Origin of the sequence: Pontiella sulfatireligans (assembly GCF_900890705.1) — a bacterium.
Taxonomy (GTDB): domain Bacteria; phylum Verrucomicrobiota; class Kiritimatiellia; order Kiritimatiellales; family Pontiellaceae; genus Pontiella; species Pontiella sulfatireligans.
In genome coordinates this window covers 459,544-473,923 of sequence record NZ_CAAHFH010000002.1, presented here as the reverse complement: position 1 = coordinate 473,923, position 14,380 = coordinate 459,544, and the positions used below count along the sequence as shown (strand labels likewise).

Below are 14,380 nucleotides of genomic sequence, written 5' to 3'. Positions count from 1 at the left end.
GAAGCGATAACATATGAATGAACATTCCTCCGTTCAATCGATCGGCGGCCCGCGTTGGCCGGTCGTTCTTTTCATCCTGCTGGGGTTGAACGCGGTCGTGCAGGTTGTTCTGCGGGTTTCGATTTCCGACTCGCTGGGGCTTGATGAGGCCGAGCAGCTTTTTTTGTCGCAATGGCTGGTGTTGGGTTATGGCCCGCAGCCCCCGCTGTACAACTGGATCCAGCAAGGGTTTTTTGCATTGATCCCCAGTCCGGTGCTGGCTCTTTCGCTGTTTAAGCACCTGCTGTTTCTGGGCCTGTTTGCCCTGATGTACAAAACCACCCGGATGCTGGTCACTCCCGCAGCTGGCGCGGTTCTGGCTGTGGCCATGCTTTTCCTGATGCCGGAATTTTCGTTCGAGGCCCAGCGCGACCTCACGCATACGGTTCTCGCGGCGTTTAGCGGCATGTGGTTTTTTTATGCATTGATCCGCATTTTGTTGAAGGCCAACGGTGCGAAGGACTTCATCCTGTTTGGACTGGCCCTCAGCAGCTGTCTGCTTTCAAAATACAACACCCTGCTGCTGGTGGTCCCCATGCTCGCTGTGGCGGCGGGCATCGGGGAGCTGAGGAGGCGCTTTTGGGTTCCGCGCGCAGGGTTGGCCCTGCTGGTTATGGCCGTGCTCTGCGCGCCGCATTGGTATTGGCTGTTTCAGCACCTCGGCGACGCAACGGCCAATTCCATCGACAAGCTGGATCTGACCGAGGACGGCTCGGCCATCGGAATTCGGATTGAGGGCCTAAAAAACATGGCTGGCTCGATCTCCGGCATTGCGGGGGCCTTGCTGGCGACGGCGGCGATTGTCTTTTGGCGCTCGTCTCCCCGCAAGCCTGCGCTGTCCGGTCCCGAGCAGATGCTGGGCAAGCTGTTCCGTCGCTACCTCATCGTGCTTCTATGCGTGATGCTGGGGTTTGTTGCTTTTGGCATTGGCGACTTTAAGGGGCGCTGGCTGCTGCCGTCGCTGGTTTTTTTGCCGGCGGTTTTGTGCTTTTACTTGTTCCGCTGCCGCAAGGTCACGCAGCGTCAGCTCCGGCTGTTTCTCGCGATCTCGCTGGTGGTGGGTCTCGCCATCCCGGTGGCCTTGGGCGTGCGGGTTGCCGCGGCGAGGCCGGGCAACTATAAACGCCTCAACGAGCCGTACCGGGAGCTCGTTGAGCAGTTTCCGGTGACCGGCGATTTTCTGCTGATTACCGACCGGGTTCGCGTCGCCGGAAATTTAATGCACCATCTGCCCGGTAACGTTGTGGCTTTGTCAGCGGACATGGACTATTTCCCCGTCGCACCCCGCACCCATCAAACGGTGGTGCTGGCGTGGCGGGAAAAACATGCTGGCCGGAATGCAGGGCCCCGCCAGGTGCCTGGTCGGCTGCTCGCATTTGCAAAGGAGCAGACCGGCCTGGAGACCATCGAATTTGAAGGGGTTGCAATGCTTTATGCGCCCTATAAATACGGAACCGAGCTGCGCGCTTTGAATCTGGCCTGGTTTCGCGTCAACTAACCTTTTGCTGCTTCCCTTTCTGCGAGTTGACGCAACTAGAGCCTTCTCCTTTATTGATCAACGCGATATGTTGCGGGCTATTCAGGACAACGGTTTTAGGTTATGAAAATTACGCAGATTATGTTGGGCAAGGGATTCGGCGGCGCCGAACGTTCGTTTGTGGACACCGCGCTGGCGTTGGCGGCGCGCGGACACGAAGTGCAGGCCATCTGTCATCGCGATTTTGTGAAACGCGGGCTTTTGGAAAATGTACCGGGCTTGACGCTCGAAACCATCAAGGCCGGGGGCGAATACGATTTCATGGCCCCGCGGAGGATTGCCAATCTGATTCGGGCGTTCGAGCCGTCGATTGTGCACACGCAGCTCAAGCGGGCGGCGTGGCATGGAGGGCGCGGCGCCCATAGGGCCGGTGTTCCCGTGGTTTCCAAACTGCATAACTATGTAAAGCTCGAGCGCTACCGCTATGTTCATACGCTGATCGGCACCACGGAGGACCAGCGCCGGCACGCGTTAAAACTCAATTGGCCCGAAGACCGCGTTACGGTGATTCCGAACTTTTCCCGCGTGCCGCCCGTTGCGGAGGCCCGGACTCCTGAGGCACGTCCGCTGCGGCTGCTGACCTATGGCCGCTGCGTGCACAAAAAGGGCTTTGACGTGCTGCTTCAGGCTTTGAAAAAACTGATCGACGGCGGCGTGGAAGCCGAACTGCTCATTGGCGGTTCGGGCCCCGAACTGGACGCGCTGCAGGCGCTGTCCGTCAAACTGGGGCTGGCCGGCCGCGTCAACTTGGGGGTTTGGATCGATGATGTGGGGCAGGCGCTGGATGAAGCGGATGTATTTGTGCTGCCTTCGCGCGACGAACCGTTTGGAATCGTGATGCTCGAAGCCATGGCGCGCGGGCTTCCGATTGTTACGACCCGCACGCAGGGGCCGGTCCAGGTGCTGACGGACGAAACCGCGTATTTTGCCGACATCGATTCGGTTGAAACCTTGGTGGCTGGACTGCGACAGGCGGCGGCTCATCCGGAAGACGCCCGTCAAAAGGCGGCGGCGGCGTTGGAGCTGTATCGCACCACCTACCATGAAGACGCCGTACTTCCGCGGTTCGAAGCGCTTTACGAATCCGTCAGTTCGCGGTAGACCGCCAGCTCGGTGTCGGTCATGTGGCCGAGGCTGAAATTTGTTTCGATGTGCTCACGCATATTGGAAAAGCCGAACCCTAAGGCTTCGAGCAGTTTTTCGGCCATCGCTTGATGGTCGTCGGGCGGAAAGAAGAATCCATTTTCCCCGTCGAGCAGAATGTCGAGCGATCCTCCATGCGCGCTGGCGATCACCGGCGTATTCATGGCCAGCGCCTCGGCGGCGGTTCGTCCGAAGGTTTCGGGCTTGCTCGAGGCCGCCGAAACGATGAAGTCGCTCAAGGCATAGATTTCGCGCACCTGCGGCTGCGAGCCAACAAAGCGGATGTCCGCTCCCAGCTCCTGTGCCCGTTTTTTGAGCGAGTCAAAATAGTCGTCTTTGCCATGCCACGCGCCGCCGGCCGCCACGCCGACAATGTCCGGGTGCCGCCGCTGCACTTCGGCCAGAGCACGGATAAAGCTGCCGTGGCCCTTCCATTCGGTGATACGGCCGACAATGGTGACCAGGCGCCGGCCCCCGAGCCCATGCTGTTTTTTAAAGCCGTTGATAAAGGCTTGGTCGGCACAGGCGGGGTCGAAATAGTCCATGTCGATGCCGCGCGGCACATAGCGCAAGAGGGATTCATCGATCGAATAGTTTTTGAGAATGTAGTCCTTGATGGCCGTGCTTCCGTAGATCACGCGCTCGCCTTTCAGCATGATTTCGCTGTAGCGACTGACGCTGTTGAAGCCGTGGACGGTGGTGACGAAGGGGATCCGAAGCTTTTTATTGGCAAACCAAGCCAGCCACGCCGGAACCCGGCTGCGGGCATGAAGGAGGTCCGGCTTTAGCTCGGCTAAAGCGGCCTGCAGCTTGAGAACCCGCAAGGGAAAGCTCAGCGGGTTCTTGGAGCAGACGTCCAGCGCAATGTGGCGGCCGCCTTCTTCTTCGATTCGGGCGGCAAATTCGCCGCCGGCGGAGATGACCGTTGAACCATGCCCGCGCCGCACCAGCTCGCGGCTAAAATCCACAACGCCGCGTTCGACGCCGCCTTGGTTGAGCTCGGGTAGGATTTGGACAATATGCATGGGGGATAAGCTAGCAGTTAGGCGGGCAGACTTGAAGCGGTTAAACCGCGGAGTTTGCGCGGAAGTGTGCGTGGTTTATACCCGCAGCCTTACGGCCTGGATTGTTGCATGCCTATCCGGTTGGCGCACCAATTACTCATATGGGATTAATCTGAAAGGTATTGTTTCTCACACATGATTGAGAGCGAATAGCGAACAATTTCCACAAAGCCACGAAGCCAAAGAAAACAGGGTCGTCCGCTGAATCGGTGGGTGAATAACTTTTCCGAGGGAAAGGCGCTTAGGAGCGAATGGCTCGTTTGCCCTGTAAAAACTTGCTTTTGATGGGCATCGGGCTTCGAATTCTGGTGCGAAATATTCTGTATCGATAAAAACACACATAAGCGCAAGCGTAACATGCTATAAATACGGTGGTTAGGTTTGTTTCTCCAAAGTCCTGCCCACCGATTCGGCGGAAGAGGCTATTTTTTAGACGGGATGACAGAATGAACAGGATTGTTCTTTGGCAGGGCGAGACCACCGGGCGGGCCGTTCATCCGTCGCAAATGCGGTGCAACCGCCTTGGAGTGCGCTGACTCCGTCAGCGCTTTTGCGCAAGAACAGCCTTTGCAGACGGAAAGCGGTAACGTGGTTTCCGCACTCCAAAGCGCTGCGCGCAAACCCCCAACTTCTCTAAACCCTTTCCTTAACTTCAATCTAAACCCGAGCAAGGTGTACGTATATATATTTTGCTGTGCGTATGGGGCGTGCAGTTGTGTGGGCGGATAATGAAAAAAGTGGTCCGCCTCTCGGATGAAGGGAGTAGAGGAAATGCAGAAAACATCATTTCATAGGTCTGACCCCTTTTTAATCACGAACATCAGCAACGCCATGATATATTTTTCTCAAATGAGGATTTAGAAAGACGATGCTCGGCCGCACTTGAGTTCCTGAATATATTCATACAACGCTACAAGGAGGCCTCCGTTCCTTTCAAAAATGGTGAACCTCAGCAAATAGAGCCTTCTACTGTCATAAAATGGGATAAACAACGAGAGTTCTGGACATTTGCAAAATAAAATCAGCGAACCAGAGGCTTGACCTTACCGTGACAACGCCCGTTGATAAAGTTGAAGCACAATCCACTCAGGGTCATGAGTAACGTTCATATGGCTGAAGTTTTGTCAACAGGGCAAAAAAATATTATCCCCACTTTTTCCACACGGTCGATCGGCATCCGGAAAAGGGGAACTCTCATTCAAACCACCCGCGAAAGGAGCGCACGCAGGGTGAGCGGTTTAGCCGCACGCAGGGTTATGCTCATATCCTTGGACTCATTGCCATGCCGGTGAGGGCATGAACTACCAGTAGTATCCTTGTTCACCGCGGCCCTTCCCGTTGTCTGGGTGTCTGACACTCAACCGCGATCCCGTCGGATCTCTGTGGTTTAGTCGTATAACGTTATCAGGGGCTGGCCTCTGCTGCTCCCGTTCGCACGGGTGGTTTGAATGATTTATAAAGCGGGGTGGTTCTCCTTTTAAAATTGTTTTCGGAACGAAAAGTAAATGCGTCTCGCAAGTGGCTCGCCGAGCGCCAGGTGTCTTCCCCTATAAGGGCCGAAGGCCGACGCGAAGCGACGTTACGCGAGGAGCGCGCTTGACGGACAAGGGGCGTCTTGCTGTTCGATGATTATGGCGATGTCCCAGATGTAGGAGGAGAGTTCGCGGGCGATGGCGGTTCGGATTTTATTGGTGTGCAGTCCGCGCAGGGCCAGTTTATACCAGCGTTTGCTGAGCCGGTTCTGCGCGTGCCAGGAGACTTTTTTGACGTCCCTCGATAGTCCTTCCTGCCGGACCGAGAGGGCCTTCGATACTTTGGCCGGCAGTTTGTAGTGCCCCGCGCATTCAATGAGAATCCAGCGCGCGTGGGCGTTGCCGCATTTGGTGATCGATCCCATCCGGCGTGTTTCCCCCGAGCTTTCTTCCGACGGAATGAGACCGAGGTAGGCCATCAGTTGCTTCGGATGTTTGAAACGGCCGAAATTGCCGATCTCGCTGACTATCACCATCGCCGCCACCATCTTGAATCCGCGCATTCCCATCAAAGCCTCTACGAGTGGCTTCCGCTTCCAGGTGCTCAGGATTTTCTCCATCTGATCCTCCAGTCGTTTGATTTGTTCCCCGGCGTTGTCGATCCGGCGGATGTACTCTTCCAATAGAATTTTCTGAGTCGGATGCGCCATCACCAGTTCACGCAAGTAACGCATATGCGCTTCGGTCCAGCGTGCTTTCTCCGGGTAGCGATAGCCGTTGCGGAGCAGGAAAGAGAGCAACTGCTTTTTTGAAGCTTTGAGATCATTCACCGCATCGGTCCGCCCCCTGCATACATCGCGCACCACTTCATCGTCCACCTCCGGAATGTGCACCGCAGTCAAGTGTCCCGATCGATGCATCTCCGCCAACTTCCGGGCATCGCGTTTATCTGTTTTGCGTTTCTCTCCGGGCTTGGTGGGAATCAGTGACGGCGCGATCACCTGACAGTCGTACCCAAGCTTGATCAATCGGCGGGCCAGCACGAATCCCGTCGGCCCCGCCTCATAACAGATTTGCAGATCCTCTTTTTGCAGATCATGCTTCTTTTGGATTTTGCGGATGGCGTCGACCGTTCGGTTCAGGTCGGCGGAGACCTTTCCATGGAGGATCGAGGGCTTCATGTCGTTAAAGGCGAGCGCGAGTACATTTGATTCTTTATGTGCATCGATTCCTACGGTACATTTTTTCATGGCGTATTCCTTATGGTTTAGGTTGTTAATGGATCCGGTGGTGACCGGATCCGCCCGCGATTCGTTCGCGGGTACGCCATCTTTTTTAACAAGACAACGACCGCGGCGGAATCAACTTCAGCCATAGGGTCTGCTGAGATAAAATTATGAATACCATCACAGGTATAGCCACACTTGTTGCAACAATAGTAGCGTGGATTGGCTATCAACAGCACAAGCTAGCTAAAGAAAAATTCAAACTCGATTTGTTCGAAAAACGCTTTTCTGTCTATAAAGGGGTTCAGGAGTTTCTGATAATTATCCTACAAGAGGGTGCTTTTGAATTTAAGCAACTAGCTACTTTTAATGCAAAAACCCAAGATGGGACGTTCTTGTTCGGATCAGATATTCCAGACTACATCAATCGTATTTACAAAGACGCATTACGTATGAGAACAGTCAATGTTCGGTTGGAACATTTACCAGTGGGAGATGAGAGAAATCTGTTGTGCGAAGAAGAAAGCCAGTTGCTAGAAGAACTAGCCGAAAGACTATCTAGCTTGCCAGAAATCTTTGCCCCATACCTTCGCTTTGAAAAATGGAAATAATGGCAGAACCAGTCAATTGAGAGGTACGTGAAATGTCGTGCGATAATTTAACCATTCAGTTCTCGCGCAATATCCTTAGGTTGTTTCAATTTCACGCCCCTCATTTCAAACGTTCTGTATTTTAAATATGAAAGGTAAAAATGAATAAGATCAAAATTGTGTTTTTCGGGTACATGATAACCTGCAACTTATTATATGCAATCGAGACTCCCCTTGAATCAGGAGCCCCTGTTTCCTATGTGTTCTCGAATCTTACCTCAACAGCTGAAAACACAGAGGGATATGATGTTAAATTTATCATCACATTCGGTGGTGATGGAGTGACCCAAACCGAGGGCTATTACATTAGATTTTATGCAGATAAAAAATCATTAACTCCACTTTTTACAGATGATTTTGTAAATCGCTGGGACCACTCCGTCATGTATCTGAACTCCAAGTTTAACAATAGTAGCATCGATATTTGGCGTACGGATTTTGAAGGTAGAGTTGAGTTTGAAAACCTCAACGGCACTGTGTCGATCACCTCAGTTAAAATGATATTAGATGACGACAATGGTGGCTTCTGGACTCAGACTATGACAGTTCCCGAACATATGAAATTCTCAACAACAAACGGAACCCCGTATGAATGGTTAGCCAACCTTGGGTATAGTGCAAATTGGGAAGCTGCTGATATTGCAGATTTTGACAATGACGGATTCCTAAATTGGCAGGAGTATGCTTCCGACACTGATGCAACGGATAACTCTGACTTCCTTAAGAGCCTTATCTCAGGAGGAAATATAAATTTCGACAGTTCATCATCATGCCGTTATGGCATTAAATATTGTGATAACCTTCAGAGTGGAACTTGGAATTTGTTAACTAACAACATCTCTGGGGATGGAACTGTGATGTCTGTTACACCATCCCACTCAAATCCAAACCGTTATTTCAGGATTACTTCAGAGCGAAAACCTTAACAAGATAACAGAACCACCATGAAAGGGGTCAGACCTGAATGGCACTTAGTTAAGCCGCTTTGACACGATATTTACTGCGGTGCTTCGTCTCTTTCATGGTACTTCGATGTTCGGTCAAAAGTTGATAGGGCTTGGGCCTGCGTTTGAGGCAGCGGGGTTCTTTTCGGTTGGGCCTGAGCGGTACGGTTTTGAGGGCAATTCCCCGCAAGGGGTCAGACCTATGAAATGATGTTTTTTGCTTCTGGCCCCGTTGCCCCCTTATTGAAATGCCGTCTAAATTTCTTCCCGAACCAGCCTGTTTTCTAATGTTTCAGCCCGTTGAATCGTGCAAGGGGTCAGACCTATGAAATGATGTTTTTTGCTTCTGGCCCCGTTGCCCCCTTATTGAAATGCCGTCTAAATTTCTTCCCGAACCAGCCTGTTTTCTAATGTTTCAGCCCGTTGAATCGTTGCTGGGGCCTTAAGTTTTATCCTCTCCGCTACGTTTGTCTATCATCCTTAAACCTTTTTCAGTCTGCCAAGACTTCTAACTCGGATTTTGTCCAAAGTATAATTCCGAATCTTCAAGTTTCTTAATGGTTAACAGGAAATGGGAGTCCGATATCTTAATATTTCCTGTCCGGGTCTATCTGCGTAATCGGCGTGTTCTGCGGTTGTCCCTATTGGAGCAGAAGGTTCCGGGCTTGGTGCGGCAGGTATAAAAAAACAGCGTACGGAAGGGGGAGATCCGTACGCTGCTCTAAACAGGAGAAAAAAGGAGAAAACCTGTTTATCAGGGAGATGTTATTAATCTTAGACCGTCCCGCCGGAAAACGTTCAAAAAATATTCAGGAATGCAAGGGGTCAGACCTATGAAATGATGTTTTTTGCTTCTGGCCCCGTTGCCCCCTTATTGAAATGCCGTCTAAATTTCTTCCCGAACCAGCCTGTTTTCTAATGTTTCAGCCCGTTGAATCGTTGCTGGGGCCTTAAGTTTTATCCTCTCCGCTACGTTTGTCTATCATCCTTAAACCTTTTTCAGTCTGCCAAGACTTCTAACTCGGATTTTGTCCAAAGTATAATTCCGAATCTTCAAGTTTCTTAATGGTTAACAGAAAATGGGAGTCCGATATCTTAATATTTCCTGTCCGGGTCTATCTGCGTAATCGGCGTGTTCTGCGGTTGTCCCTATTGGAGCAGAAGGTTCCGGGCTTGGTGCGGCAGGTATAAAAAAACAGCGTACGGAAGGGGGAGATCCGTACGCTGCTCTAAACAGGAGAAAAAAGGAGAAAACCTGTTTATCAGGGAGATGTTATTAATCTTAGACCGTCCCGCCGGAAAACGTTCAAAAAATATTCAGGAATGGTTTCTGCTCTGGGCATAAAAAAACAGCGCACGGGAAAAAGAGGAGGGAAACCCGTGTGCTGTTTCAGAGGGAGTTAATCAAGACTCCATGAATTAGACGTGGCGTGGGGCGCGGAGTGGACATATTCCCCTCCCAAATCAATCTGCGCAATCAGCGTGTTCTGCGGATGCCCCTACAGCCCCTAGCGCCCTTAGCCTTAGACGGTGCCGGCAACTGCCAAGTTAGGCTCTCCAACTGCAAGTCGCGGGATGCGTAGGCGTAGCAATCTACTCCACAGAAAGTGAGCCTGCCAAACGGCAGGAGTGTAACGTCAACCCATCCTAAGGCGTAGCAGGTGGAATAAAATCGGCAGCCCGTAGGGGCGAAATGCTGAAAATAATGAGTTCTGAATAACGATCTATGTTTCCCCTTTCAGCATATTGCTTGCCGTCCATTTGATTTCCCGTTGATCTCGAACCGTCCGTACCACCATTTCGATTTCAGCGCCCGGTCTTTTTTTCTGGCAATTTCCAGTCCCATTGTGCTCTCCTATTCGTTGTTCCGATTTGATACCCCTCTAAACAAAGAGGGCGTTTCAAACCGCCAAACCCGAACTTTCCGACGGAGTCTGGCTATTTCGGGGCTGAAAAAGGAGTTTGCAGTTTATGCAACTACTTGGAAAGCAATACATTGAGCGGGAGTAATTCAGTGGTAGAATGACAGCTTCCCAAGCTGTATGTCGCGAGTTCGACTCTCGTCTCCCGCTCCATCTTTAAAGGGTTTGTCCACAAGGATAAGCCCTTTTTTATTGGTTATTATGCATGTTTGGCCACTCTTCACCGGTTTTGATGGCGCGTGACAACTCGTGATTAAAACTGAGTAGGGGTGGAAATAAAGTGGAAACATTTGCCGTTTTCCCTATGGCGACACCACCCCCGCGCACTTTCGGCGCACAAATATCCCCCATGAGACCGGTAACCCCAATAAGTTGAAGTAGGACACTTAAGCCGGTTCCGTCTGTCTTTTGCGGAAGCTGCCTTTGATACGTTGGCGTTGGAGAGGCCCCTACCTCTGGGGGGAGGAGGGGACGCGACCCCCTTTGAAGCATAGATATCGTCCCGAACAGGTACGCGGATTTTCGGGAAGTATATCAATAGCCCGGCCAGCTCAGGAAATGGTGCGTCATGGGTTCAAAGTGCAGATACATTGATTTTGCAAGGGGTTTACAGCGATTGGGAAGTAAATGCGCGTGGATATACTTCATGCGGTTTGACTGTTTAGACGGTCTCGGATGAGATGTATCACACCCGCGCGCGCAGGAAAATGAGGACCTAACCTTCCTTTGTAGCTGGCTTGGTTGACGAAAAGCCTACTCTTTAGATTGGATCCAAACACTCTAATGTTCATTTCTTGCATTGAGGAAAGAATTTTATATGTCTAAGATGTTTTTATGAAATTAGGGGGCATTGATCTCCATCATTGCATCAGGCATGCTTTTAATGTGCTTACTTGATGGATTGCCGTATACCTATTTCCAGATTCTTCGTTGGGCGGTCTGCGGGGTGTGTGGATACAGAGCCTATCTTTCCTACACGCTGGAAGAGAAAGCGTGGATGTGGGGTTTCATTTTCGCTGGCGTTCTGTTCAACCCTATTTCCCCAATCCGGCTAGACCGAGATGTGTGGGCTGTTGTCGATGTTTGTCTCGCTGTTTTACTTTTGCTTTCTCTGAAAGCAATAAGAAATGGGGGTCGCTACATGTTGGAGAAATCTTTAAAACTGCAGCTCGTTATAAACTCAGATAAACAAAAAACAAAGGAGGCCTCAAAATGAAAGAACTCACGCCAGATTTATTCAAAAAAGCACTTCTTGCGGAACGTGGTGCAATTTCAGACCGTCACCGTGCAATGCTCAAAGCCCACTATCAAGCTGATGAACATACGCTGACTGCCACAGAACTAGCTGCGGCTGCAAGGTACGACAACTACTCCGCCGCAAATCTTCATTATGGGAAGCTAGGAAAATTATTGGGAGCTCATCTTCCTTTTGAACCGAATAAAAAAGAAGGTGGGACCCCCATCTGGATAACCATTCTGGCGGTAGGAGATCCGGAGACTCCCGAAGGAGAGCACTACAGATGGATTATGCGACCAGAACTGGTTCAGGCTCTTAAGGAACTTCCTTGGGGCATGGACAAATAATAATGAAAACAAATCAGACCGCCACTCCGGAGCAATTTCAGGAGGGAGCTGGCGGTTTATGATTAGTCCGAGTGATTGACCGAAATATCCAAACCAAACTTACGAGTGGCATCTACCGCGCGGACCTTAAACTCGCAGGTATCGCGTATGAAGATGCGCAACGCGGACGCGCGGACTTCCACGCGTTGCGCAAAACCTTTGGGACACTCATGATGCTTGCCGGTGTCAATCCGCGTACCGCGCAGGAACTCATGCGACACAGCGACATCAAGCTAACCACGCAGATTTATACGGATACGCATTTACTTCCAACCGCCGCCGCAATCCACAGTTTACCGCATTTGGGTTTTGCCCCACATACTGCCCCCACAAATGGGACAAAATGGGGCATCTCCAGTCCTGCCCTGTCCCGAATTCAAGAGGGAACGAGCCCACTTTCAGTCAATGGTATGGCGGGTTGGGGGATGCTGAGTCCTGAAATGCCCCAAGGAGGGAATGGTGCCGGAGGTGGGACTCGAACCCACACAGATTTCTCCGCGGGATTTTGAATCCCGTGCGTCTACCGATTTCGCCACTCCGGCAATGAGTAGGAAAGTTGAGCAAGATAGCAAACTTCTGCGGTTTGGCAACTGATTTCACAATATTTGCGCGGATGCGGCTGATGGGGCCGGTCGCCGTTTTATTTTGCTTTTTGGGCGATGGGGGCATAGCTTGCTCCATTCACAAAAAGCAGAGAGGCCTACCTTGGCAGCGGAAGACCAGTATAAAACCAGAGCAACACTGATCCAGCGGGTGCAAAACCAGCACGATGACGCGTCGTGGGAGGAGTTTGTGCGCGTCTACCGTCGCTACATCTATGCGATTATCCGAAGCATGAACATTTCGGAGCATGATACGGAAGACATTCTCCAACAGGTTTTGATCAACCTCTGGAACAGCCTGCCGAAGATGGACTACGAAAAGATCAACCGCTTCCGCAGCTGGCTGAGCACCGTAACCAAGAACTGTGTGACCGACTTTATCCGCAAGCGCACCCGCGAGGCAAAGCGGCTGGAGAAGGCGGGGCAGGACGATACCCTGACTTATCTGAAGGCGATCCGCCTGCCTGAAATCGACAAGATTGCCGAACGCGAGTGGGAGATCCATCTGACGAATCTGGCGCTGGAAAATATTATGCCGCTGTTTTCAGGGAAAGCGGTGGATGCGTTCCGGTTGACCCTCAAGGGCAAGAGCGTTGAAGAGATTGCCGCCGAGCTGGGGCTGAAGGAAAACTCGGTCTACCGCTTGAAAAACCGGGTGAAGGAACGGCTGATTCTGGAAATCAGGCATTTGCGCGACGAACTAGAGTAGCGACGCGCTTTTTTGACTTCTATAGATTCGTCCGAAAACAACGGGAAGATAGCCACGAAAAAGCACAAGAGGCGCGAAGACCAAAATACGTTAGTTTTTCACAACCATCCCATAGGGGCACGAAGATTTGCGTAACCCATTGAAAAAGAGGGTTAAGTAGAGGGTTTTTGAAAAATTGGAATTCGCACTTTTTTGCTATGAGGTGCCAGATCTCCTTTGTTGCCGCTTGCTGTCCCATGGCGCGGGGCCTATTTCGGTTCAAAACCGGGAAAACAGGCTTGTCCGGGAAGCGCAGCCATGCGCGGAAGACCGCCTGCTGTTCCATGGAATTGCAGCAGTTCTTTCAGATCGAACCGCTCCCAGGCGTAAGAGCGCAGCAAGGCCATCAGGCGGCTAAAGCTGTGCGTCCCAGCGGATGCGAATGCGGCGTAGCGGGAGAGCAGCCATACTAAAAGCGCGGCCCATACCTGCCACTGTATCGCTTTTTTACTGTAGCCGATGAAGCCGGAGAGTTTCAGCGTTTGTTTGAGCTGTTTGAAAAAGACTTCGATTCCCCAGCGCGATTGGTAGAGGTCGGCCACGGAGCTGGCGGCCCATTTTATGTTATTGGTGATGAAGGTCATCTCGACCTCTTTCCCGTTGATCTCGACCCGCGCGGTTACTATACGCAGCGGTTGCGGATAGGCTTTTTGACTTTGCTCGGTGTTGAGCACGATGATCTGGTCATGGACGATGCCTTGCGCCGCATCGACGGGGCGTTCCTCAATCACCGTACAGCTCATGTTGTCCTTCGCCCTCTTTCAAGGGGACGCATAGTTCGCGGGCGCGTGTTGAATCGTGATGAGATGCTTCTTCAACAATGGCAATGGTCGGCAGGAACGTTTGTAGGTTCAGCGTCAAATGAAGCTTCGCCGAAGCTTTTTGTCGCCGATGCTTCGCCCAGTCTAAACAATTTGCGACCAGACTGATCGTCGAGGAGTCAATCGCGTGAATCGTGGTTTTAAATCGTCGCGGAATTCCAGAATAACGGCCTGCGGGTCCGAACCCAGGGCTTTGCGTCGTCAGAGCTTTGAGCGTCTCCCAAAAAAGTTTCTCCATGAGCATGGGGTCCCGCGTTTTATTCGCATGGCTCAACGTATTGCGTTTTGGGGCGGTGGCTTCGCGCAGCAATGAGAGGCGCGACTTTCGCAACGCGAGCGCGTCTCATACATCCGCCAGCGAAATGCAGTGGCACAACTGGGCAAATAATAAGCTGACGACGTGGCTCCATGCGGAAAAGGTTCGCGCCTTCTTTTCATCCTCAATTTCTCGGGCGATTCGGGAAACGGCATGAGACGGAATGTACTTGCAAAGCTGCGCAAGGACACAGACTCTCCTTCTGGCTGGTTTGTTATTTTGTTTTTTCATACGCCGATTCTGAGTGGAATCGGCGGCCAGCCGCTACAACTT

Annotated in this window: 9 protein-coding genes, 2 tRNA genes and 2 pseudogenes; 9 read left to right on the top strand and 4 right to left on the bottom strand. The window is 51.7% G+C overall.

The genetic code is table 11. From position 1 onward, the window contains the following. The first annotated feature begins 13 nt into the window (after window positions 1-13). Window positions 14-1,537, top strand: coding sequence for a glycosyltransferase family 39 protein (locus SCARR_RS14955; protein WP_136062476.1), 1,524 nt, complete (start codon window positions 14-16; stop codon window positions 1,535-1,537). Between the two features lie 102 nt (window positions 1,538-1,639). Further along, a complete protein-coding gene (locus tag SCARR_RS14950; protein ID WP_222846332.1) occupies window positions 1,640-2,677 on the top strand; it encodes a glycosyltransferase in 1,038 nt (345 codons plus the stop codon). On the opposite strand, the gene SCARR_RS14945 is transcribed toward SCARR_RS14950, so the two are convergent. Together SCARR_RS14945 and SCARR_RS14940 are read right to left on the bottom strand one after the other, a co-directional pair. Beyond that, window positions 2,653-3,744: a glycosyltransferase family 4 protein gene (locus tag SCARR_RS14945; RefSeq protein ID WP_136062475.1), complete on the bottom strand. Its 1,092-nt coding sequence runs from the start codon at window positions 3,742-3,744 to the stop codon at window positions 2,653-2,655. The genes SCARR_RS14950 and SCARR_RS14945 overlap by 25 nt on opposite strands. Window positions 3,745-5,362: 1,618 nt before the next feature. Next, complete coding sequence (locus SCARR_RS14940; RefSeq protein ID WP_136062474.1) at window positions 5,363-6,505, bottom strand: IS110 family RNA-guided transposase; 1,143 nt, start codon at window positions 6,503-6,505, stop codon at window positions 5,363-5,365. A gap of 146 nt (window positions 6,506-6,651) precedes the next feature. Here SCARR_RS14940 and SCARR_RS14935 point away from each other — a divergent pair, with 146 nt between their 5' ends. The 6 genes and pseudogenes from SCARR_RS14935 to SCARR_RS29305 all read left to right on the top strand — a co-directional run. Beyond that, window positions 6,652-7,092, top strand: coding sequence for a hypothetical protein (locus tag SCARR_RS14935; RefSeq protein ID WP_136062473.1), 441 nt, complete (start codon window positions 6,652-6,654; stop codon window positions 7,090-7,092). Between the two features lie 140 nt (window positions 7,093-7,232). Next, complete coding sequence (locus tag SCARR_RS14930; RefSeq protein ID WP_136062472.1) at window positions 7,233-8,057, top strand: hypothetical protein; 825 nt, start codon at window positions 7,233-7,235, stop codon at window positions 8,055-8,057. A gap of 2,018 nt (window positions 8,058-10,075) precedes the next feature. Next, window positions 10,076-10,150 (top strand) — tRNA-Gly (locus SCARR_RS14925). A gap of 697 nt (window positions 10,151-10,847) precedes the next feature. After that, a complete protein-coding gene (locus SCARR_RS14920; RefSeq protein ID WP_136062471.1) occupies window positions 10,848-11,213 on the top strand; it encodes a DUF6804 family protein in 366 nt (121 codons plus the stop codon). Continuing rightward, a complete protein-coding gene (locus SCARR_RS14915) occupies window positions 11,210-11,581 on the top strand; it encodes a hypothetical protein (RefSeq protein WP_136062470.1) in 372 nt (123 codons plus the stop codon). Before SCARR_RS14920 ends, SCARR_RS14915 begins: the two co-directional genes overlap by 4 nt. A 71-nt stretch (window positions 11,582-11,652) precedes the next feature. Further along, window positions 11,653-11,820: pseudogene (locus tag SCARR_RS29305) on the top strand (hypothetical protein); the annotation flags it as partial. Window positions 11,821-12,077: 257 nt separating this feature from the next. Here the strand turns inward: SCARR_RS29305 and SCARR_RS14905 are convergent. Continuing rightward, a tRNA-Leu gene (locus SCARR_RS14905) sits at window positions 12,078-12,162 on the bottom strand. 163 nt (window positions 12,163-12,325) lie between these two features. Here SCARR_RS14905 and SCARR_RS14900 point away from each other — a divergent pair. Then, window positions 12,326-12,931, top strand: a complete 606-nt coding sequence (locus SCARR_RS14900) for an RNA polymerase sigma factor (protein WP_168433334.1) — start codon at window positions 12,326-12,328, stop codon at window positions 12,929-12,931. Between the two features lie 248 nt (window positions 12,932-13,179). On the opposite strand, the pseudogene SCARR_RS14895 reads toward SCARR_RS14900, so the two are convergent. Continuing rightward, window positions 13,180-14,338 (bottom strand): annotated as a pseudogene (locus SCARR_RS14895) (DUF4372 domain-containing protein). Window positions 14,339-14,380 lie beyond the last annotated feature (42 nt).